Raw genomic sequence first — 22,268 nt, 5'->3', positions numbered from 1 at the left:
GCTCCATGAAACGGCTGCAACCGGGCTCTGGCGTCATTCGCTTTACGCCCCGGAGTCGACGATAATCGATAACTTCAATTCTCAGGTCGTGAAACGGCCCGAGAAGATCGCCGTGATCTGCGGCGACCGGCGGTTGAGCTATGCCCAGCTTGCAGAGCTGTCGCAGCGCATCGGCGCCTCGCTTTTGGCGGCGGGTGTCACCAAGGGCGACCGCGTGGCGATCCTGTCCGGCCGCAGCATCGAAGCGGTGGCCGCCCAACTGGGCGTGCTGACCATCGGCGCCGCCTTCGTGCCGCTCGACCCGGCCTCGCCCGGCGCGGTGCAGTCGGGCATACTGGACGCGGCGGGCATCCATGTGATCCTGACGCATGGCGATGCCGCTGCGGATGCGGGCAAAGGCCGCCACATCATCGACTTGCAAGACATTCCTGCCGCGCCGGCCGATCTGGTCTGGCCGCAGGGTCCGGGCCCAGAGGATCTGGCCTATGTGATCTTCACCTCTGGCTCGACGGGCGAGCCAAAGGGGGTGATGGTGCCGCATCGTGGGGTCTGCCGGCTGGTGCGGGGGCAGGATTACGCGGGTTTCGGGCCGGATCAGGTCATCCTCTGCATGGCTGCCGTCGGCTTCGACGCCATCGTGATCGAGACCTATGGCGCGATCATGAATGGCGGCACGCTGGTCATTCTGCCCGATGCCGCGCCGTCGCTGGACCGGATCGAGGCGGCGATCCGCGACCACGGCGTGACATTCGCCTTCATCACCGCCGGGCTGTTCCACATCATCGCCGAGCATCGGCCGGCGCTTCTGGCGCCGTTGCGGCAGGTCTGTTCCTGCGGCGATGTGCTGTCGGAAACCCATGTGGCGCAGATCCGGCGCAGGCTGCCGCAACTGCGCCTGATCAATGGCTATGGTCCGGCCGAAAACACCGTCGCTACCTGCTTTCACACCATCGGGGACGACTGGACCGGCGGCCCGGTGCCCATCGGGCGGCCGCTGGCGCATGACCGGGTGTTCATTCTGGACGAGGATCTGCGGCCGCTCGGTCCCGGTGAGGTCGGGCAGATTGCCGTCGGCGGGGCCGGCATTGCGCTCGGCTATCTGGGCCGGCCCGACGTGACGGCTGCGTCCTTCGTGCATTTCGAGGCAGACGGCTTTTCCGGCAAGGTCTATCTGACCGGCGATCTGGCGGAAATGCGGCCCGACGGGGTGTTCATGTTCCACGGGCGCATGGATCGGCAGGTCAAGATCAACGGCCAGCGGGTGGAACTGGATGCGGTCGAACACGCCCTGCGCGCCGAACCCGCTGTCGAGGATGCGGCGGTCGTGGCGCGGGTACGGCCCGATGGCAGCCGTGAGATCCTCGGCTTCGTCAAGCCGCAAGCCGGTGCGGGGCCCGAGGGGCAGGTCGCGCCGATCCTGTCGCGGCTGCGCGCCACGCTGCCTGCCGCCGCGGTGCCGTCGCAGCTGATGATCAGGGACGCGTTTCCCCTCTCCGCCTCGGGGAAGGTGGATCGCAAGCGTCTGGCGGCCGAGGTCGAGGCGATGCAACCGCCCTCGGCTTCGCCGACCGCCGATGGGATCGGCGCGGTCATCCGGGCGACCTGGGCCGAGGTTCTGGGCCGGCCGGCCGAACCCGCCGATGCGACGTTTTTCGACCTCGGCGGCACCTCGCTGCAGCTGATCGCCGTCCATGCCCGCCTGCAGCAGAGGCTAGGGCGCGTCTTCGACATCGCCCGCCTGTTCGAGGCCCCGCGCATCCGCGATCTCGAGGTGCTGATCGCCGGCGCCGCGCCTGATTTCACCGCGCCGGCTGCGGCCCTCGACCCCGTTGCCGCCAGCCGGGTGCGGATGTCGCGGGCGCGGGCCAGAAGGGGGGCGTTGCAATGACGCAGGACATCGCCAGTTCGGGCTTTGCCATCGTCGGGCTCGCCGGCCGCTTTCCCGGCGCGGAGTCGGTCGAGGCGTTCTGGTCCGCGATCCGCGAGGGCCGCGACCTGATCCGCCCGCATGACCGCGCGGTGCTGGCCGACAATTTCACCGATGCCGACCGCGCCAGCGAGGCCTATGTGCCGGTCCGGCCGTCCATCAGCGATGCGGCGATGTTCGACGCGCCCTTCTTCAACATGCTGCCGCGCGAGGCGGCGCTGACCGACCCGCAATTCCGGGTGTTTCTGGAATGCTGCTGGCACGCGCTCGAGGATGCCGGCTGCGATCCGATGCGCGCGCCGGGGCCGGTGGGCGTCTTCGGCGGGGCCGGGATGCCGACCTATTTCCTGAACAATGTGATGGCAGAGCGCGGCGCCATCGAGAATTTCGTCTCGACCTATCAACTGGGCGATTACCACATCTCGATGGGCGCGCTGACCGATACCCTGGCCACCCGCACTGCCTTCCGGCTGGGGCTGACCGGGCCGGCGCTGACGGTGGGGACCGCGTGCTCGACCTCGATGACGGCGGTGGCACTGGCGTGCCAGAGCCTCGATGCGTTTCAATGCGATGTGGCGCTGGCCGGGGGTGTCTCGATCACCTTTCCGCAGGAACGCGGCTATCTGTATCAGGAAGGCGGCATGGTCTCGCGCGACGGGCATTGCCGGCCCTTCGATGCGGGGGCGACAGGCACGGTCTTCGGCCATGGCGCGGGCGTCGTGGCGCTGCGCCGGGTCGAGGATGCGGTGGCCGACGGCGACCACATCTATGCGGTGATCCGGGGCGTGGGGATCAACAATGACGGCGCCGACAAGATCGCCTTCACCGCCCCCAGCGTCACCGGGCAGGCCATCGCCATCGCGCAGGCGCAGGGCGCGGCGGGGGTCGATCCGGGCAGCATCAGCTATATCGAATGTCACGGCACCGGCACGCCCCTTGGCGATCCGATCGAATTCGAGGGGCTGAAAAAGGCGTTTCAGGGGGTCGGGCAGGGGCAGGTGGCGCTCGGCTCGGTCAAGGCAAATATCGGGCATTGCGATGCGGCTGCGGGGGTGATCGGGCTGATCAAGACGGCGCTGATGCTGCGCGACCGCGTGCTGCCGCCGATGACCAATTATACGCGGCCGAACCCGAATATCGACCTTGGCCCCAGCCCCTTCCGCATCCCCATGACGGCCGAGGACTGGACCGCCGATGGTCCGCTGCGGGCCGGGGTCAGCGCCTTCGGCGTCGGCGGCACGAATGTTCATGTGATAATGGAAGAGGCACCGCCGCGCAGCAAGACGCAGGCCGAGACGCAGGCCGAGACGCAAGCCGGGGGGCTGTCGATCCTGCCGCTCTCCGCGCGGAACGAGGCCGCGCTGGCGGCGCAGGCGCAGCAACTGGCAGCGGTTCTGTCCAGCGACGCTGCGCCCGAACTGGCCGATGTGGCTTTCACCCTGCAAGAGGGGCGCCGCGCCTTCGACCATCGGCGGGTGGTCGTGGCCGCGACCCGCCAAGAGGCGATTGGGGCGCTGAGCGCGCCCTTTGTCGCCCGACCCGCGCCGGCCGAGGCGCCAGCAATCGCCTTCATGTTCCCCGGTCAGGGGGCGCAATATCCGGGCATGGGGCAGGGGCTTTATCAGACCGAGCCGGTCTTTGCCCGCATCCTCGATGACGGGGCCGAGGCGCTGGCCTCGACGCTGGGGCTGAACCTCGCCGATCTGCTGTTTCGCAGCACGGACGCTGCCGACGCGGCGCGGGTGCTGCGGGATACCGCGATCACGCAACCCGCGCTGTATCTGATCGAATACGCCACCGCGCGGCTGTGGCAGCATCGCGGCATCCAGCCCTGGGCGATGATCGGCCATTCGGTCGGCGAGTTCGTCGCGGCCACGCTGTCCGGCGTGATGGGTTTCGAGACCGGGCTTGCGCTGATTGCGGCGCGCGGCCGCTTGATGCAGGCCCAGCCATCCGGGGCGATGCTGTCGGTCCGCGCGAGCCTTGACGCGGTGCAGGCACTTGTGCCGCAGGGCGTCGATCTGGCGGCCCGGAATGCGCCCAGCCTGCTGGTCTTTGCCGGGCCGGATCAGGCGATCGACGCTTTTGCCGCGACGCTTGAGGCGGCCGGCCTGCCGGCGCGAAAGCTGCACACCTCGCACGCGTTCCATTCCGCGATGATGGACCCGGTGGTCGAGGCGCTGCAGGCCGAGGCTGCACGACACAGCTTTGCCGCGCCGCAGATCCCCTATGTCTCTTGCGTCACCGGCACATGGATCACGCCGGAGCAGGCGACCGACCCCGCCTATTGGGCCCGCCATTGCCGGGCCAGCGTGGATTTCGACGCCGGGCTGCGGACGCTGGCCGGCGACAATGCCGCGCCGGCGCTGCTCGAGGTCGGGCCGGGGCGGACGCTCAGCGCCTTTGCCGGCCAGATCCTGCCGCGCGACCGTCGCGGCGCGGTCATCCAGTCGCTGCCCGATCACGATGCGCCCGACCGCGACCGCGAGACGATGGCCGCGGCCTTCGGCACGCTCTGGACCCATGGGGTTCAGGTGGACTGGTCGCAGATGCGGCAGGGCGGGCAGCGGGTTTCTCTGCCCGGCTATCCGTTCCAGAAATCGCGGCACTGGATCGAACCGCCGGTGCCGCTGTCACGGCAGGCGCAGGCCCCGCTGCGCGACGCGCCCCCACCCGCGCAGGCTGCGGATACCGAACTCAGCAACACGAGGCCTGTCATGGCACAACCCGACCGCACCGACCGTCTGACCCAAACCCTGCTGGCGCTGCTGTCGGATCTCAGCGGGGACAGCTTCACCCCCGCCGACGCGCAGAGCAGCTTTTTGGAGCTTGGCTTCGATTCGCTGTTGCTGGGCCAGTTGGCGCAGCGGCTGGACCGCGAGATGGGCTGCAAGCTGACCTTCCGCCAGCTGATGACGGATTATCCCGATGCCGCGACCCTCGTCGCGCATCTGGACACGGTGCTGCCCGACGACCCGCCGCAAGCGACCGAGCCGCAGCCCGCAGCCAATCCGCAGCCTGTGACCGCACCGCAGCCGACGACTGTCGCCGCGCAGCCTGCGACCTCGCCCATGCCCCAAGCCAGCGGCGATTTGGGCGCGCTGATGCAGGCGCAGACGCAGGCGATGCTGTCGCTGTTCGAAACCCAGATCCGCGGCCTGTCGGGCGGCGGCCAGCCCGCCCCGGCCATGCAGCCCGTCGCCGCTTCCCAAGCCGCCGCCCCGACCGCCGCGCCCGTTATCAAGACCCGCGCCCCCGCAGCCGCCAGCCCCGGCGCGGAGGAGGGCAGCCGGCTGGACATGAACCGCCGCGCGGCGGGCGATGCCGATCTGTCGCCCGAACAGATGCATTTCGTCCGCGACCTGTGCCAGGAATACAGTGCCCGCTTTCCCACCTCCAAGGCGCGGACGCAGGCGAACCGGCGGGCTTTGGCCGATCCGCGCACCGCAGGCGGCTTCCGCCCGGAATGGAAAGAGCTGGTCTTTCCGATCATCGCCGAGACCGCGCATGGATCCCAGCTGACCGACCCTGACGGCAACACGCTGATCGATCTGGTCAACGGCTTCGGCCAGACCGCCTTTGGCCACGCGCCCGATTTCGTCACCCGCGCCGTCTCGGCGCAGCTGGACAAGGGCTTTCCCATCGGCCCCCAGACCGCGCTGGCCCATGAGGTCGCGCAGAAATTCATCAAGGCCACCGGGCATGAGCGGGTGACCTTCTGCAATACCGGCTCCGAAGCGGTGATGGCCGCGATCCGGCTGGCGCGGACGGTGACCGGGCGCGACACGGTGGTCTGCTTCAACGGCGATTATCACGGCATGTTCGACGAGGTGCTGGTGCGCGGCCGCCGGTCCGGCGATCCGACCGCGATGCCGGCGGTGGCGGGGATTCCCGCCGCCTCGGTCTCGAACATGGTGGTGCTGAGCTATGGCAGCGACGAGGCGCTCGACTGGATCCGCGAGAATATCGACGAGGTGGCGGCCGTGCTGGTCGAACCGATCCAGAGCCGCCACCCCGAGCTGCGCCCCCGCACCTTTGTCGAAACCCTGCGCGAGATCACGGTACAGGGCGAGGCGGCGCTGATCCTCGACGAGATCGTCACCGGCTTCCGCGTCGCGGCGGGCGGCATCCAGGAGCTGTGGCAGATCCGGCCCGACCTCGCGACCTATGGCAAGGTCGTGGGCGGCGGCATGCCCATCGGCGTCTTGGCCGGGGATGCGCGCTTCATGGACGCGCTGGATGGCGGGTTCTGGTCCTTCGGCGACGAATCCATCCCCGAGGTCGCGCCGACCTTCTTTGCCGGGACCTTCGTGCGGCACCCGCTGGTGCTGGCGGCGGCCTCGGCCGTGCTCGATCACATCGCGGGCGAGGGGCGGGCGCTGTATGACCGCGTCGGGCCGCGTACGCAGGCGCTGCTGGCGCAGTTGAACGACATCCTGCAACAGCGCGGGCTGCCTCCGGCCGTGACCGGGGTGTCAAGCTGGCTGATCGTCAACCTGACCCCGCTCGATCCGCGGGCGGGGCTGCTGTTCCCGCTGATGCGGCTGGGCGGCGTGCATGTCATCGACGGCTATGGCTGGTTCTTCACCACCGCCCATTCCGAGGAGGATTTCGCCAAGGTGGCGCAGGTCTTTGCCGCGGCGCTCGACCGGCTGCAGGCGGCGGGGATCCTGCTGGGCGAGGGGCAGGCACAGCCCGAACAGCCGCGTTCGCTGCCGCTGACCGAGCCGATGAAAGAGGTCTGGATGGCCGCGCAGCTGGGCGAGGCCGCGTCCAGCGTCTTCATCGAAAGCGCCCGCATCAGTTTTGACGGCGACCTGGACGCCGCCGCGCTCGAGACCGCGCTGAACCACGTCATCGCCCGCCATGACGCGCTGCGCCTGCGCTTCGACGCCGATGGCGGCGGGGCCGAGGTCATGCCCGAGCTGCGCCTGACGCTGACGCCCGAGGAGACCGACCCCGACGGCTTGCAGGCGATCATCGCCGAGGACGCCCGGACCGGCTTCGATCTGGTCGAAGGGCCGCTGATCCGCGCCCGCCTGCTGCGGCTGCAGCCCGACCGCCATGTGCTGATCCTGACCAGCCATCACATCGTCTGCGACGGCTGGTCGACCAGCGTCGTGCTGGACGAACTCGCCGCGCTTTATGATGCGCAGCGTCGCGGCACCACGGCCGATCTGCCGCCCGCGCCCAGCTTTGCCGACTACGCCGGTCAGGCCGAGGCACGCGCCCCCGATGCAGCCTCCGCCGGTTTCTGGCAGGCGCAGTTCCCGCAGATGCCGGAACTGCCGGAACTGCCGACCGACGCCCGCCGCGACGGGATGCGCAGCTTTACCGGCGCCACCCACATCCACCATATCGACGCCGAGACCACCCGCGCGCTGAAGCGGGCGGCGGGGCGCGAGGGCGTGACCCTGTTTGCGGCCCTTGGCGGGGCGCTGGCGGCCATGCTGGGGCGGATGTCGCATAGCGATCAGATCGTGCTGGCCGTCCCCTTTGCGGGCCAAACCCTGCTGGCGAACGACCGTCTGGTCGGGCATTGCGTGAACCTGCTGCCGGTCAAGCTGGACTGCGATTGTCAGATGCCGCTGCGCGAGCACCTGAAGGCGGCCTCGACGCGGTTTCTGGACTGCTTCGACCGGGGCGACATGACCTATGGTTCGATCCTGCGGGCGGCCGGGCTGCGGGCCGGGATGCACCGCCAGCCGCTGTCCGAGATTCAGTTCAACCTTGACCAGCAGCCCGCCGATTTCGGTTTTCCGGGGCTGCGGACCTCGGTCGCCAGCAATCCGCGCGCCTTCACCAATTTCGACCTGATCTTCAACGTCACCGAAAGCCCCGAGGGGCTGCGGATCGACCTGACCTATGCCAGCGACATCCTGAACGATCAGACCTGCGCCCGCTGGTGCCGCCAGTATGAGCATCTGCTGCAGGAACTGGTCGCCGATCTGGACCGCCCGCTGGCGTCGGTGCCGCTGATCCCGCCGAACGAGGCTGCGGCATTGGCGGCGATGGGCAACGACACCGCGCGCCCCGTCCCCCTGCCGCTGCGCGCCGATGCGCTGATCGACAAGATGATCGAAAGCCAGCCCGACGCCATCGCCATCGAGGACGCGACCGGCGGGCTGAGCTATGCCGATCTGGGTCGGCAAAGCGATCGGCTGGCGGCCGAGATCCGCCGTCGCCTGCCCGAATCCGGCGGACGGGTCGCGGTGCTGATGGACCGCTCGGCCCGGATGGTGGTCGCGCTGCTGGCGGTGATGAAGGCGGGCAAGGTTTACATCCCGCTCGACCCGCTGCACCCGTCGGCGCGGCTGCGTGCCGTGCTGCAGGCGTCGGGCGCCGCCGGGCTGGTCCATGACGGCGAGGTTGCGGATCTGACGAAGGGGCTGGACCTGATCTGCATGAACCCGGCGGACATCGCCGCGGACGCGCCGACCGACCTGCCGCCGCTGGCTGACGCGGCGGGCAATGACAGCGCCTATGTCATCTTTACTTCGGGCACGACCGGCACCCCGAAAGGGGTCGAGGTGCCGCATTCGGCGCTGGCGAATTTCCTGCTGTCCATGGCCGACCGGCCCGGCTTCACCCGCGACGACGTGCTGCTGGCGGTGACGACGGTGTCGTTCGATATCGCGGCGCTGGAGCTGTTCCTGCCGCTCGTCTGCGGCGGGCGCGTCGTCATCGCCGCCGAGCAGGAGGTGAAAGAGGCGTTCCCGCTGGTCGCGCGGCTGGGGCAGGGCGATATCACCATGTTGCAGGCCACGCCCACGCTGATGCAGATGCTGCTCGAAGCCGGACTGACCCCCGACCCGCGCCTGACCCTGCTGGTCGGCGGCGAGCCGCTGCCGCGTGATCTGGCCGACCGGCTGATCGCGCTCGGCGGGTCGGTCTGGAACATGTATGGGCCGACCGAGACGACGATCTGGTCCTCTTGTGGGCGGGTCGACAGCGGGCCCATCGACATCGGCACGCCCATCGCCAACACCGTGATGCATGTGCTGGACGAGGGCGGCCAGATCGCCCCCATCGGCGTGATCGGAGAGCTGAACATCGGCGGCGCGGGCCTTGCGCGCGGCTATCTGGACCGACCCGACCTGACCGAGGCGGCGTTCCGCATGGTCGAGATCCCCGGCCAGGAGCCGATGCGGCTCTACGGCACCGGCGACCTGGCGCGGCGCGGCGCGGATGGCCGGATCACCCTGCTGGGCCGGCGCGACGGCCAGATCAAGCTGCGCGGCTTCCGCATCGAGTTGAGCGAGATCGAGACCGCGATGCGCGCCGTGCCGGGCATCGCTGCCGCAGCGGTGGCGCTGCGCGACGGCCCCGGCGGCGCCATGCTGGTGGGCTTTTGGGTGGGGTCCGAGGCGGTCGATGCAGCGGCGATCACGCAGGCGCTGAAAGCCGTGCTGCCGGCTTACATGATCCCGACGCGCTTCCAGCGTCTGGACGCGCTGCCCCAGACTGCCAACGGCAAGCTTGACCGCCGCGCGCTGCCGCCGCTGGATCAACCCGGCCCGGCAGTCGCCGCGACGAAACTGGTCGCCCCCGACGGCGATCTGGAACAGCTGCTGGCCGAGATCTGGCAGGGTGTTCTGGGCCTCGAACGGATCGGGGTCACGCAGGATCTGTTCCAGCTTGGGGCGGATTCGCTCAGCATCTTCCGGATCGCGGCGCGGATGCTGGACAAGGGGCTGGGGATTGAGGCGCGGCATCTGATGCAGCACCCGACCGTGCGCGCCGCCGCAGCCTTCCACCAATCACGCGAGGCGACGCCCACCGGCCCGTCCCTGCGCGATTTTCGCAAGGGAGCGCGGCGGCAGGCCGCGTCAGGGACATGACCATGCCGATTGGACCGACCGAAGACTTTGACGATGCGCTGGCACCCGATGCGGGCAGCGAGCTGCTGCCCTGCTCGGCCACGCAAGAGCGGTTCTGGTTTCTCGACCGCATGGACCCCGGCAATCTGGCCCTGAACATCGCCTTTCGCTGGAACGTCAGCGGAAAATTCAGCGCTGCGGCGTTCGAGGCGGCCTTCAAGGGCGTCATCGCGCGGCACGAGATCCTGCGGACCCGGTATCTGTTGAAGGATGGCCGGCCGGTTCAGCAGATCATGCCCTCGGCGCCCTTCCATCTGTCGGAGATCGACATCCGCAACACCCCGCAGGCCGAGCAAGAGGATCGGATCGACGCAATTGCGATGGAAAACGCGCGAATGCCGTTCGATCTGGCCCAGCCGGGCCTGCTGCGCGCGACCCTGATCCGCTTGTCGAACGACCGCGCGCTGCTGGCGATCACGGTGCATCACATCTGTTTCGACGGCTGGTCCATCGGCGTTCTGGGCCGCGAGGTCGGGCAATTGGCGGCGGCCTTCCAGAAGGGCGTGACCGCCGACTTGCCGGAATTGCCGCTGCAATATGGTGATTACGCGCTGTGGCAGCGCGAATATGCCGAAAGCGCGCCCTTTGCTGCCGAGCTGGCGCCGTGGCACGACAGGTTGCGGGACGCGCCCTATTTCGAGCTTGAACCCGACTTCCCGCGCTCTCTTCAGCGCAGCCCCGCCTGTGCCCTTGTCACGACCGAGCTTCCCCCGGCCTTTGGCGAGCGGTTGCGGGCCGCCGCGCGGGCCCGGTCGATGTCCCCGTTCGGATATGGTGCCGCCGTGCTGTCCGCCCTGCTTTCGCGCCTCACCGGCGCGCCCGAGGTGCTGTTCGGCAGCCAGGTCGCCGGACGGTCCGAGGTCGATCTGGAGCCGCTGATCGGCGTGTTCATCGACAATGTCATTCTGCGCTTCGACACCGCCCAAAATCGCACCATGGCGCTGCATCTGGACCATGTCCGCGAGACCCTGCAGGACACGCTGACGGGCCACCCGGTGCCGTTCAACAAGCTGGTCGAGATCGCGAACCCGCCGCGTGACCCTTCGCGTACGCCGCTGATCTCGATCAACTTCATTCTGCAGCAAGTGTTCATGGAAACGGCGCGCTACGGCGACTTCGAACTGTCCAGCTCGCCGTCGCAGGCGCCGGGGGCGATCTATGACCTTAATTTCGTGCTGATCGGACGGGCGAGCGGCTGGCGGATGACGCTGGAACACAGCACCGATCTGTTCGACCGCAAGACAGCCCAGGACCTGCTGGCGGCGTGGCTGGCGGCGTTTCAATTCGCCTTCGACGGCGAGGACAGGCTGCTGTCGGACCTGCCGCTGATCCCCATCGGGCCGCAGGCGCGTGCCGAGACCGCGCGGCGGCTGGACAATCTGGAAGCCGTGCTGACCGCGCATCGCGGCGTCAGCGCGGCCGCCGCGGTCCGGTATCGCGGCGACGATGGGTCCGAGCGGCTGCACGCCTTTGTCGCGCCGGACAGGGACGCGCCGCCGATGCCGCTCGAGGCGCTGCCCCGGGCGCTGGCGGAACATCTGGACCAAGCCGCTGGTTCACCCGACCGCCCGGACGGGATCAGCGTGCTGCTGGACCTGCCTCGTGACCGTAACGGCAACATCGCGCGGCATCGCCTGCCTCTGCCCGAGGCCGCCGCCGCGACCACATACGCGCCGACCCCGGCAGCGCCCGCCCCCTCGCCGATGGCGGCCGCCGCCGACATCGAGGCGCGGCTGGCGGCGATCTGGTCCGACCTGCTGGGGCTGGACAACATCTCGCCCTCGGCAAATTTCTTCGATCTGGGCGGACATTCCTTGCTGACGGTGCGGATGCTGGTGATGATCGAGCGCGAGTTCGGGCGACGCCTCAGCCTCGCCACGATCTATCATGTGCCGACCTTGCGGGCGCTTGCCCAGCACCTTGCGAGCATCTCGGACAAATCCGAGCCGGAGGAGAAGGCCGATCCTGCCGAGGATCGCCTCTGGCGCGTTCAGCCGCTGATCGAGGCGGGCGAGGGCATTCCCCTGATCGCGATCAACAATGCGCAGATGGTCTTTGAACTGGCCCGGGGCATGAGCGTCCCGCGGCCCGTTCTGTCGGTCAGGATGTTCGAAAAACACCGCGGCGCCAAGCTGACCCCGCGCCCGTTCCAAGAGATCGCGACGGAATGCATAGAGGCGATCCGCAGTGCGCAGCCGCACGGGCCTTACGCGCTGTTCGGCATCTGCGTGCATGGCAACCTCGCGATCGAGGTGGCGCGGCAGTTGCAGGCCGCGGGCGAAGAGGTCGCGGCCGTGATCCTGAAGGATGTGTGGGAGCCGGCCTATGCCGCAAGCCTCGACGACAGCCGCAGCGCGGCGATCCTCGGGCGGCTGCATTTCCTGAAAACCCGGCTGCGTCTGGTGCTGGCGGGCGAGCAGTCGCTGTCGGCGTTCCTGGGCACGTTCCGGCTGGTCCGAAAGACTGGGCTGCTGACCGCCGGCGTCAAGCTGGGGCTGATCGAGCGGGTCCGCAACACCGACATGGATCAGGAGCAGGAGGAGTTCGTGAACTATCTGACCGACGCCCGCAACGTCCACAGGCCGGACCCCTATGACGGCACCGTGCTGCACTTCGTGACGCGCGAGACGCCGACGCGGCCGCCCTTCGACCCGGAAATGGGTTGGGCGCGGCTGGTGACTGGGCGGCTGGTCACGCAGGCGCTGCCGCAGCTTTATGTCGGCAGGCGCGCCAAGCAGGGCATTGATGAAGCCGCCCGGCGGATCGAGGATCTGCTGTCTGCGGCCGAGGATGCCGGCGCCAAACCCGGAACGGCGTCAGCGCAAGGGCAGGGTCAGAACAATGTCACATAGGCTGTCAGACCCCAGACCGCGGCACAGGCCGCAATCGCGATCAGGCGCCATTGGTGCCCGGCGATCTCGCGTCTGCCGGCCGTCACCGCAGGGTCTTCCACTGCCGACGACGCGGTGTCGCCCGATGGATACCAACTGCCATCCGGCAGGTCTGAGAGTTCGTCATCGGTCCACTCTGATCGTGGCTGATAGTCTGAATGGTCACGGCGTTGCGCGGTCACGGCCCCTGCCTTTGGTGCGGTCAGTTCCAGAGAGGAACCCGGCCACCGCGCAAGCTCCATCCATGGTTGTGCCATAAGCGGGGGCCGCGATGCAATCGGGCAGATGCGTATCTGCCCGCGTTACCAGTGTCTTAGTGAGTAAAATTTTAAACGTCGGGTGTGGATGATGTCGGAACGGCTGGCGGTCACAGATAAGGTCAAGGAGGCCCTGCAGCAGGCAGGCCCGCAGATTCTGTTGCAGGATCAAACGATAACCGGGGCGGCGACGGTCGCGGCAGAGGAGGTTTCCGGCCCGCCGCTGCCGCGGATCTATCTGGTCGAGGCCGGAAGCGGCGACGCCGCGGGCCCGGTCGAGCCCTGTTTCGACCGGCCAATTCTCGCCGATCTGGCCAAGCGGGCCTTCGATCTGGTGCTCTCTTTCCTGCTGCTGATGTTCCTCGCGCCGGTGATTCTGCTGATCGCGGTGACGCTCAAGCTGCGGTATGGTGGGCCGGTGCTGTATGGCCATCGCCGCATCGGTCGCGGCGACACCGAGTTCAACTGCTTCAAGTTCCGCAGCATGTATCCCGACGCCGACCGCATCCTGGCCGACTGCCTGGAAAGCGATGCGCGCCTGCGCGACGAATGGGAAACCACGCAAAAGCTGAAATGCGATCCCCGCGTCCACCGCGTCGGCAAGATCCTGCGGAAATCGAGCCTCGACGAATTACCGCAGCTTTTCAACGTCTTGATCGGCGATATGAGCCTGGTCGGCCCCCGGCCCATCGTGCGCGCCGAGATGCGCAATTACGGCCAGTTCATCCGCTATTACCTGGCCGCGCGACCGGGCATCACCGGGCTGTGGCAGGTCAGCGGCCGCAACAACACCACCTATGGCGAGCGCGTGGCGCTGGATGTCCGCTATGTGCGCGAGATGTCGCTGGCGCTGGATCTGCGCATCCTGCTGCGGACGGTGCGCGTCGTGCTGACCGGCCACGGTGCCTATTGATCATGCCGGGACGGTTCCGAAATTCTGCGACGGCACGGGATCAGGCCACAAGCGCGTCCAGCCACGCCTCAAGCCACAAGGCCGCGGGCGATGCGATCCTGACCATTGCCGAGCGGATCATCCTGCAGGTCTCGCAATTCGCGATCTTTCTGCTCGCCGCGCGCATCCTTGGCCCTGCCGAGTTCGGGCTGTTCTCGCTAGTCTCGGCTTGCGCGATCCTGCTGCTCAGCGTGGCCGAGGTCGCCTGGGTGCCGTTTATCATGTCGCGCGACGGCGACGAATCGGTGCCGTTGCAGGTGCTGTTCGTGGCGATACTGAACGGTGCGGTCTTCGGCGTGCTGGGTGCGCTGCTGTCCCTTGGCGCCGGATTGCTGGGGCTGGGGCAGGATCTGGTGATGCTGGGCGTGCTGTTCGCGCTGTGGGTGGCGCTGGCCAATGCCTCCCGGGCGCAGCGCGGGGTGCTGATGTGGATGAACCGGCTGAAGGCCGGCGCGCTGTGCGAGATCGGCGGCGAGCTGGCGGGGCTGGTCGTCGCCATCTACGCCCTGCAGCAGGGGCAGGGGGTCTTCGCCCTCGTCTATGGCCGGCTGTCTGCGCAGAGCGTGACGCTGGTGCTGGGTCTTCTGGCAATGCGGCGGTTGCCCCGCCCCGGCCTGCCGCGCGAGGTGCTGCGCGAGCTGTGGCGCTTCTCGGTCCAGTTCTTTGCCAGCCGGATGCTGGTGCAGCTGCGCTTTCAGTTCATCACCTTGACCATCGGCGCGTTTCTTGGCCCGGCGGCCGTCGGCTTCTATCGCGCCGCCGAGCGTCTGGTCGGCGCGGTGTGCGAGCTGATCATGGTGCCCGCGCAGATGCTTGCGTGGGCGCATCTGCGTCAGGCCCGCGATCAGGGCGATCCGGCGCATCAGGCGGCGCGGGTCCGCGAGCAGGCGACGCGGCATCTGAAGGTCGTCATGGCCCTTGGCGCGCCCCTGCTGCTTTGGCTGGTGATCATGAACCACGCCCTGATCGAGGGGCTGCTGGGCCCGGAATGGACGCCTGCGGCGGTGCTGGTGGCGATCCTGGCCGCCGGGCGGCTGATCATGATGCCGGGGATCCTGACCGAGCCGCTGATGACGATACTGGGCCGGGTCAGCGATCTGCCGCGCTTCATGGCGTCGATCCTGGGGGTTTCGGTGCTGCTGACGCTGGTGACGGCGCCCTTCGGCGTGATCGCCATCGCCTGGGGCCAAAGCGCGATCTGCGCCATGGTCATGGTCGCGACCTTCTGGCTGTTCGACCGCCGGGCTGGTGTGCCGTGGCGCGGTCTGGTCGGGCCTCTGGCGACGCTGATCGTGCCGCTGATCCTTGGCATGCTGGCATTGCTGCTGCTGGACCGGCTGTTCGCGGGAACCGGCCTGCCTGCGCTGGTGCGGGCCATCGCGGTCGGGCTGACGGGGGGCGCGGGATATCTGCTGGCGCTGGCTGTCTTCGACCAGTCCATCTTCCAGCAGGTCACCATCATCCTGCGCCGCAGGCGCCCCGGCGTCGAGGTCTCGCCATGATCGACACATCTGCTGCCATGGGGTCGCTTGACGGCTGGCGGCCCCGTCTCAGGGGCGCGGCCCGGCTGCTGCGCGCTGCGCCCGCCGCCGCTGTCGCCCGGCTGCGCGCCCCGACCGCGCGCCCGCCGCGCTTTGCCGGGGCCTATGACAGCCGCGAGCAGGCGGTGGCCGCCGCCGCCCGTCTGGGAGATGTGGGTTACGATCACGAGGCGCTTGCGGATGTCTCTTTCGCCCGGATGTGCCGGACGGCCGCCTGGGATTATCCCGTCCTGTTCTGGCTGGACCGCTGGCTGCCGGAAAGCCGCTCGCTGCTGGATGCCGGCGGGCATATGGGCACAAAGTTCATCGCGTTTTCCCGCCTTCTCGATCTGTCGCGGACGGACTGGACGGTCTATGACCTGCCTGCGATCATCCGCACGGCGCGTGCGCGTCAGAAGGCAGGCGAGTTGCCGGCAGAGATCGGTTTCATCGACCGGCTGGATGTCGCCGAGACGCCCGACATCCTCCTCGGGTCCGGGCTGCTGCAATATCTGGATGTGCCCTTTGCCGATCTGATCGCGCAGTTCCCGCGGCCGCCGCGTTTCATCCTGCTCAACAAGGTGGCGGTGCGCGAGGGGCCGACCCTGTTCACGCTCGAGCGGATCGGCACCGCGCGGGTGCCCTATCGGATCCGGAATCGCCGCGAATGGCTTAACGACATCTCGGCCCTTGGGTATGATATCGCGGATAGCTGGACGATTCCCGAACTGGCGCATGTGATCCCCACCCATCCCTGGCAGGGTCAAAGCCAAAGCTGCGGCTACGCGCTGCGCCGGGCTGAGGGCTGACAGGCGCCGTGAACGAATAATTCCCCAGAGGGTTGCACACCCGCCACTATACATCCATATACCATCTACGCGGATGGTAAGGTGAGGCGCAGGCCGATGAAGCTGACGGATAACGAGAAGATCACGATCAACCTCGGTCACGTCGATCTTGGGCGGATCGACCTGCTGGTGCAGGAAGGCTTCTATGGCAATCGCAGCGATTTCATCCGCACCGCCATCCGCAACCAGTTGACCGCCGAAGCCGACGCGGTCAGCCGCTCGATCGAGCGGCACACGCTGGAGATGGGCCTGCGCGACATCAGCCGCGCGGAACTGGAAGCCACCGCCGAGGCAGGCGAGGTGCTGCATATCAAGGTGGTCGGGTTGGCGCGGATCGCCCCCGATGTCAGCGTCGAACTGGCTCGCAAGGCCATCGGCTCGCTGACCGTGCTGGGCGCGTTGCAGGCCCGGCCAGAGATCAAGGCGGCTCTCAAGGACCGCATCAGCTAGGGGCGCAGCCCCCGGAGACACACGACATGAACAACGACTTTACCGCGGCGCTTGGCCGCGCGATGGAACATACCCGCGCCGGAAACCCGGCCGAGGCAACGCGTCTGATCCAGGCCGCGCTGACCGGCGCACCGGCACCGGCACCGGCACCGGCACCGGCACCGGCGGCCAAGGCCAAGGCCGCGCCGCCTGCACCCTCGGTCAAGCCGGGGGCCAAGGCACCTATCGAGGATGCCGAGATCATCTCGGAAACGCCGCCGCGTCGCGGGCCGATGGCGGGCTTTGCCATGCCCTCGGGTCTGGGTCAGGGCGGCGTGGATCTGCAGCAGATGCTGGGCAAGCTGGGCGCGATGTCGCCGCAGGGGCTGAACGGCCTGCCGCAGGGTCTGACGGGCCTGCCGCAGGGCCTGCCCGGCAGCGGCAAGACACCCGCTATCCCCGAGGGCGCGTGCTACGAGACGCGGCACTTCACCTCGAAACATGGTGCGCGCGACTATCGCCTGTTCGTGCCGTCCAGCCTGCCGGACGGTCCCAAGGGGCTGATCCTGATGCTGCATGGCTGCACCCAGAACCCGGATGATTTCGCCTGCGGGACCGACATGAACAGCCACGCCGAGCGGCACGGGCTGATCCTTGTCTACCCGCACCAGTCCCGCGCCCATAACGCGCAGGGCTGCTGGAACTGGTTCCGGCCCGAGGATCAACGCGCCGCCTCGGGCGAGGCCGCATTGCTGGCCGCGCTGGCCCGCGAGGTTCGCGCCGAGTTCGCCGTCCCCGAGGGCGCCGTCTATGCGGCGGGCCTGTCCGCCGGTGGCGCCATGGCCGCGACGCTGGCCGCCACCCACCCCGAGCTTTTCGGGGCGGTCGGCGTCCATTCCGGCCTGCCGCACGGCGCGGCGCACGACATGCCCTCGGCCTTCGCCGCCATGCGCGGGCAGCCGAATGGGAGCATTACTAAAACGCAAGGATCGGTGCGGATGATCATCTTCCACGGCAGCGCCGATGCGACCGTCCACCCCTCCAACGCCAAGGCGCTCTTCGCCTCGACCGGCGCCGGCGCGCATGGCAAACCCCGCCGCGAAACCGGCACCACCAAGGCCAACCGGTCGTGGAGCCGAGACATCGTCAAGACCCCCGACGGAAAGGTAGTGGTCGAAGCCTGGACCATCACCGGCGCCGGACACGCCTGGTCCGGCGGCAGCCCCGACGGCAGCTTCACCGACCCGAGCGGCCCCGACGCCTCGGCGGAAATGGTGCGGTTTTTCATGGGGTAGGAAGGGTGGTTCTGGCGGTCGTGCAGCGGACTGCCGAGGCCGCGACCAAATGAGACCGTTCTTGCGAGGCGTGCGGCTGGAGCTTACCAGCCGCACGCCTCGCGAAGCGGTGCGATTGTTTCAGTCAACTCCGCAGAGGCTGAGCTTGGATGAAGACTGTAGCCCCGCTCGTTCCGAGTTCGACAGGTTTTATCATGGTGGCTCCACCGTGAGCGAACTCGGACGGAGGAGTGACAACGGTGGACAGTCCAACTGTTTTCTAGAGAATGCTGCGACGCTGAAACGTAGGGACCTCTTCAGTCTCCCCTTCGACCTTTGTTGAAGGCAGGGCGATGCGCATCTCAAAGGTTATCCGGCTGGCGTTCTGAGTAGCGTTGCTCACCTCGCCACCTGCTTCCGCCCGCAAGGGCAAAATGGAAATGCCGGCTTTCCCAGCTGCTTTGTCGGCGGAAGACTCAGTCACAGCAACATCGAACTTGACGCTTGTAACAGGGACGAACCCATTGAAATAGGAAACGACGTCGGTTCCGCGCATTGTCCGATCCGTGGCAGGATTGACGTTTATGCCTGCGGAGGTGAGCTCCAGACTTGCATCCTGCAGCGACTGCAGTGTTGCCTTAACGAACTCTTTCAGTTCCACTCTTTGCCATCCCTGCTCTTAGTCGCTTACAAACGAGAAAAAGCCCCTTCGGGGCGCACAGACTTACTCTTCGACTTTTTGAAAATTGGCTCCGGCGGTAGGGATCGAACCTACGACCAATTGATTAACAGTCAACTGCTCTACCGCTGAGCTACGCCGGAACACGGGGGTGATATAGCGGCCGGTTTCGGGGACGTCCAGAGGGTATTTCGAAGAATTTTCAGCGCAGCGAGAAGGGCGTTTCCGGGCCGGGAAGGGCGGTGGCGGTGGTGGCGCCGAGTTCGGTCAGGGCGATCAGATGGGCCAGCACGCTGCGGGCGGCGGCGGGCATCAGGGCGGCGGGGACGTGATAGAGCCTCTGGGCAAGCGCGGTGGCGTTGGCGGGGCCGTCCTGCAGCGCGTGCAGGATCTGCGCGGTCCGGTCCTGGCGGTGGGCGCGCAGCTCGGCCAGACGCGTCCCGGGGGCCTCGACGGGGTCGCCATGGGCGGGCAGCAGGTGGGTGGGCGAGAGCAGCTCGATCCGGTCGAGGCTGCGGAAATAATCCAGCAGATCGCCGTCCGGAGGCGAGATCAGCGTCGAGGACCATCCCAGCACCAGATCGCCGCAAAACAGCGTCTTGTCCCACAGAAACGCCAGATGGCCGCCCATATGGCCGGGGGTGTGGATGGCGCGCAGGGTCCACTCGTCGCTCGTGACCTCGTCACCGTCGCGCAGCAGCAGGTCGGGGCGGAAGGCCAGATCGCGGCCCTCGCCGCCGCCGGTGGCCTCGCCCAGCCGCTGCATGGCGACCGAGCGGCCGGAATTCGCGTCGCCAAAGGCCAGCACCGGCGCGCCGGTCGCTTGCGCCAGCGCGGCGGCGCCCTCGGAATGGTCGAGATGGGCGTGGGTCACGAAGATATGGCTGATCCGGCCCGCGCCGGCTGACAGGATCGCGTCGCGGTGGCTGGGAATGTCGGGGCCGGGGTCGATGACGGCGATCTGATCCCTGCCGATCAGGAAGGTGTTGGTGCCCGGACCCGTCAGCGGCGAGGGGTTCGGGGCAAGGATCGTCTGCAGCATCGTCACGGCTTTCCCTTGGCCTGTCCGGCCTGTAACGTAACCCGCCGGAGAAGGGGGCGCCATGCAATTCGGACCCGATTTCAGCTGGCTGAAACGCTTCATGCCGCGCGGGCTGTATGGCCGCGCGGCGCTGATCCTGCTGCTGCCGGTCTTTACGCTGGTGCTGGTCGTCACCGTCACCTTTCTGCAGCGGCACTTCGAAGGGGTCACCCGCCAGATGACCGCCAGCGTCGCGCCGGGGCTGGAATTCGTGGCCGACAGCGTCGATCAGGCCCCCGACGCCGCCACCGCGCGCGAGCTGGGGACGCGGCTGGGGGCGCAGCTGGGCTTTGCCTTCGACATGCCGGGCGAGGATCTGACGGATTCGCGGCTTTATTATGATGTCTCGGGCCGGATCGTCGCGGATGAGCTGCGCGATCGGGTCAGCGCGGTGCAGGCGGTGGCGCTGAGCGATATAAAGCTGGTGCGGCTGGGGCTGGCGGGGCGGCATGGGCGCTATACGCTGTCATTTCCGCGGGCGCGGGTCAGCGCCTCGAACCCGCATCAGCTTCTGGTGCTGCTGGGGTTCACGGCCGCGCTGATGACGGTGATCGCGGGGCTGTTCCTGCGCAACCAGCTGCGCCCGATCCGTCAGCTGGGTCTGGCGGCCGAGGATTACGGGCGCGGGCGCATCACGCCCTATCGCCCCGGCGGCGCGGCCGAGATCCGTAGCGCGGGCGCGGCCTTTGTCGATATGCGCAACCGGCTCGAGCGGCTGGCCGAAAGCCGGGGGATCATGCTGACCGGGATCAGCCACGACCTGCGGACTCCGCTGACCCGGCTGCAATTGTCGCTGTCGATGCTGTCGCCGGACCTGCCCCCGGACGAGGAAGAGATCGCCGCCATGCAGCGCGACGTGTCGGACATGACGCAGATGGTGAACGCGTTTCTGGCCTTTGCCCGCGACGCCGCGCAGGACGGGCCGGCCGAGACGGTGGCGCTGCGGCCGTTTCTCGAACGCATCGTGCAGGACGCCCATCGCGCCGGGCACAACATCGCATGGATCGACGAGACCACGAAGCAAGGTGCCCGTGTGCCGGCGGCAAGCCTGCGGCCCGACCTGATGCGGCGCGCGATCGAGAACCTGATCAACAACGCCGTGCGCCACGGCACCAAAGCACAGCTGCGGCTGTCCAGCAGCCCCCGCCATCTGCGCATCGCGGTCGAGGATGACGGGCCGGGCATTCCCGAAGAGCTGCGCGAAGAGGCGATGCGGCCCTTCTCGCGGCTGGACAAGGCCCGCTCGCGCCCGCAAGGGGGCGGTGCGGCGGGCTTGGGACTGGCCATCGCCGCCGACGCCGCGCGCAGCCATGGCGGGCAGTTGCGCTTGGACCAGAGCCCGCATCTGGGCGGGCTGCGGGCCGAGATCACGCTGGTCGCGCGGTGACGGGCCGCGGCGCGGCGGCCCGGCTCTGGTTGACTTGGCCTGACCCAGCCTCTATATGCCGCCAGACCCTGCACATGTTCGTCATGACCGGGTCTTGAACTGGCAGCCAGACTCATCGCCGCGTTTTTTCACAAGGCCATGAATTTTGGGGAAAACCCGCCGCGACCCGGGATCGGGGACCGGACGGGATTTTGCGTTTCGCGATTCGCGCGGAACGTTGTCGAGAAGTGGCGCAGCAAGGTTTGCTGCGAGTATTGACAGTAAGCAACGGGAAGAACCGAATGCCGACGATCCAACAGCTGATCCGCAAACCGCGGCAGCCGAAAGTGCAGCGCAGCAAGTCGCAGCACCTTCAGGGCTGCCCGCAGAAACGCGGTGTCTGCACCCGCGTCTATACCACGACGCCGAAAAAGCCGAACTCGGCCATGCGCAAGGTTGCCAAGGTGCGCCTGACGAATGGTTTCGAGGTCATCTCCTATATTCCGGGCGAAAAGCACAACCTGCAGGAACACAGCGTCGTGCTGATCCGTGGCGGGCGCGTGAAAGACCTTCCGGGTGTCCGTTACCACATCCTGCGCGGTGTGCTGGATACCCAGGGCGTCAAGGATCGTCGTCAGCGTCGTTCGAAATACGGCGCGAAGCGTCCGAAATAAGGAGATAACCAGATGTCCCGTCGTCACGCCGCTGAAAAGCGCGAAGTGCTGCCCGACGCCAAATATGGCGATCGCGTGCTGACCAAGTTCATGAACAACCTGATGGTCGATGGCAAGAAATCGACCGCCGAGCGCATCGTCTACAACGCGCTGGAACGTGTCGAAGTCCGCCTCAAGCGCGCCCCGATCGAGGTGTTCCACGAGGCCCTCGACAACGTGAAGCCCTCGGTCGAGGTGCGTTCGCGCCGCGTCGGTGGTGCCACCTACCAGGTGCCGGTCGAGGTCCGCCCCGTCCGCCGCGAGGCGCTGGCGATCCGCTGGCTGATCACCGCGGCCAAGAACCGCAACGAAAACACAATGGAAGAGCGTCTTGCCGGCGAACTTGCCGACGCCGTCAATGGCCGCGGTACCGCCGTGAAGAAACGCGAAGACACCCACAAGATGGCCGACGCCAACAAAGCGTTCAGCCATTATCGCTGGTAAACGGGGG

The 22,268-nt window shown here is 67.8% G+C and carries 14 protein-coding genes and 1 tRNA gene; 11 read left to right on the top strand and 4 right to left on the bottom strand.

Annotation, left to right across the window (positions count from 1 at the left end):
- Positions 1 to 88 precede the first annotated feature (88 nt).
- The 3 genes from CYR75_RS08275 to CYR75_RS08265 are packed head-to-tail and all read left to right on the top strand — an operon-like array spanning position 89 to position 12,659.
- Positions 89 to 1,888 carry a non-ribosomal peptide synthetase gene (locus CYR75_RS08275; protein WP_158644618.1) on the top strand — a complete coding sequence of 600 codons (1,800 nt, stop codon included), beginning with the start codon at positions 89 to 91 and terminating at the stop codon, positions 1,886 to 1,888.
- Positions 1,885 to 9,768, top strand: a complete 7,884-nt coding sequence (locus CYR75_RS08270) for a hybrid non-ribosomal peptide synthetase/type I polyketide synthase (protein ID WP_101499612.1) — start codon at positions 1,885 to 1,887, stop codon at positions 9,766 to 9,768. The genes CYR75_RS08275 and CYR75_RS08270 overlap by 4 nt, the downstream gene beginning before the upstream one ends.
- A 2-nt stretch (positions 9,769 to 9,770) precedes the next feature.
- The gene (locus tag CYR75_RS08265; RefSeq protein ID WP_158644617.1) at positions 9,771 to 12,659 is read left to right on the top strand and encodes a condensation domain-containing protein; all 2,889 of its coding nucleotides are present in this window, start codon (positions 9,771 to 9,773) and stop codon (positions 12,657 to 12,659) included.
- Here CYR75_RS08265 and CYR75_RS16045 read toward each other — a convergent pair.
- Complete coding sequence (locus CYR75_RS16045) at positions 12,641 to 12,880, bottom strand: hypothetical protein (RefSeq protein ID WP_158644616.1); 240 nt, start codon at positions 12,878 to 12,880, stop codon at positions 12,641 to 12,643. The two genes, CYR75_RS08265 and CYR75_RS16045, sit on opposite strands and share 19 nt — an antisense overlap.
- Before the next feature lie 163 nt (positions 12,881 to 13,043).
- Between CYR75_RS16045 and CYR75_RS08260 the strand changes: the two genes are divergently transcribed.
- The 5 genes from CYR75_RS08260 (at position 13,044) to CYR75_RS08240 (ending at position 17,999) form a co-directional block, all read left to right on the top strand.
- A complete protein-coding gene (locus tag CYR75_RS08260) occupies positions 13,044 to 13,868 on the top strand; it encodes a sugar transferase (RefSeq protein WP_101499610.1) in 825 nt (274 codons plus the stop codon).
- A gap of 2 nt (positions 13,869 to 13,870) precedes the next feature.
- Complete coding sequence (locus tag CYR75_RS08255) at positions 13,871 to 15,409, top strand: oligosaccharide flippase family protein (RefSeq protein ID WP_101499609.1); 1,539 nt, start codon at positions 13,871 to 13,873, stop codon at positions 15,407 to 15,409.
- Positions 15,406 to 16,236: a methyltransferase, TIGR04325 family gene (locus CYR75_RS08250; RefSeq protein ID WP_225972646.1), complete on the top strand. Its 831-nt coding sequence runs from the start codon at positions 15,406 to 15,408 to the stop codon at positions 16,234 to 16,236. Before CYR75_RS08255 ends, CYR75_RS08250 begins: the two co-directional genes overlap by 4 nt.
- A 96-nt stretch (positions 16,237 to 16,332) precedes the next feature.
- Positions 16,333 to 16,725 carry a CopG family transcriptional regulator gene (locus tag CYR75_RS08245; RefSeq protein ID WP_101499607.1) on the top strand — a complete coding sequence of 131 codons (393 nt, stop codon included), beginning with the start codon at positions 16,333 to 16,335 and terminating at the stop codon, positions 16,723 to 16,725.
- A gap of 26 nt (positions 16,726 to 16,751) precedes the next feature.
- A complete protein-coding gene (locus CYR75_RS08240) occupies positions 16,752 to 17,999 on the top strand; it encodes an extracellular catalytic domain type 1 short-chain-length polyhydroxyalkanoate depolymerase (RefSeq protein WP_101499606.1) in 1,248 nt (415 codons plus the stop codon).
- A 259-nt stretch (positions 18,000 to 18,258) separates the two neighbouring features.
- Here the strand turns inward: CYR75_RS08240 and CYR75_RS08235 are convergent, their stop codons facing one another.
- From CYR75_RS08235 to CYR75_RS08225, 3 genes are all read right to left on the bottom strand, one after another.
- On the bottom strand, positions 18,259 to 18,639 hold the full coding sequence (locus CYR75_RS08235; protein ID WP_101499605.1) for a hypothetical protein: 381 nt from the start codon (positions 18,637 to 18,639) through the stop codon (positions 18,259 to 18,261).
- A gap of 86 nt (positions 18,640 to 18,725) precedes the next feature.
- Positions 18,726 to 18,800 (bottom strand) — tRNA-Asn (locus CYR75_RS08230).
- A gap of 59 nt (positions 18,801 to 18,859) precedes the next feature.
- Entirely contained in the window at positions 18,860 to 19,699 is an 840-nt protein-coding gene (locus CYR75_RS08225; protein WP_101499604.1) for an MBL fold metallo-hydrolase, read from the bottom strand.
- A 61-nt stretch (positions 19,700 to 19,760) separates the two neighbouring features.
- Between CYR75_RS08225 and CYR75_RS08220 the strand changes: the two genes are divergently transcribed.
- The 3 genes from CYR75_RS08220 (at position 19,761) to rpsG (ending at position 22,261) form a co-directional block, all read left to right on the top strand.
- Entirely contained in the window at positions 19,761 to 21,125 is a 1,365-nt protein-coding gene (locus CYR75_RS08220; protein WP_101499603.1) for an ATP-binding protein, read from the top strand.
- Positions 21,126 to 21,406: 281 nt separating this feature from the next.
- Positions 21,407 to 21,778, top strand: a complete 372-nt coding sequence (gene rpsL / locus CYR75_RS08215) for a 30S ribosomal protein S12 (RefSeq protein ID WP_022705687.1) — start codon at positions 21,407 to 21,409, stop codon at positions 21,776 to 21,778.
- A 12-nt stretch (positions 21,779 to 21,790) separates the two neighbouring features.
- A complete protein-coding gene (gene rpsG, locus CYR75_RS08210) occupies positions 21,791 to 22,261 on the top strand; it encodes a 30S ribosomal protein S7 (RefSeq protein WP_101499602.1) in 471 nt (156 codons plus the stop codon).
- Positions 22,262 to 22,268 lie beyond the last annotated feature (7 nt).

This window comes from Paracoccus jeotgali, from assembly GCF_002865605.1.
Lineage (GTDB): Bacteria > Pseudomonadota > Alphaproteobacteria > Rhodobacterales > Rhodobacteraceae > Paracoccus > Paracoccus jeotgali.
This window is presented reverse-complemented; position numbering and strand designations above follow the sequence as displayed.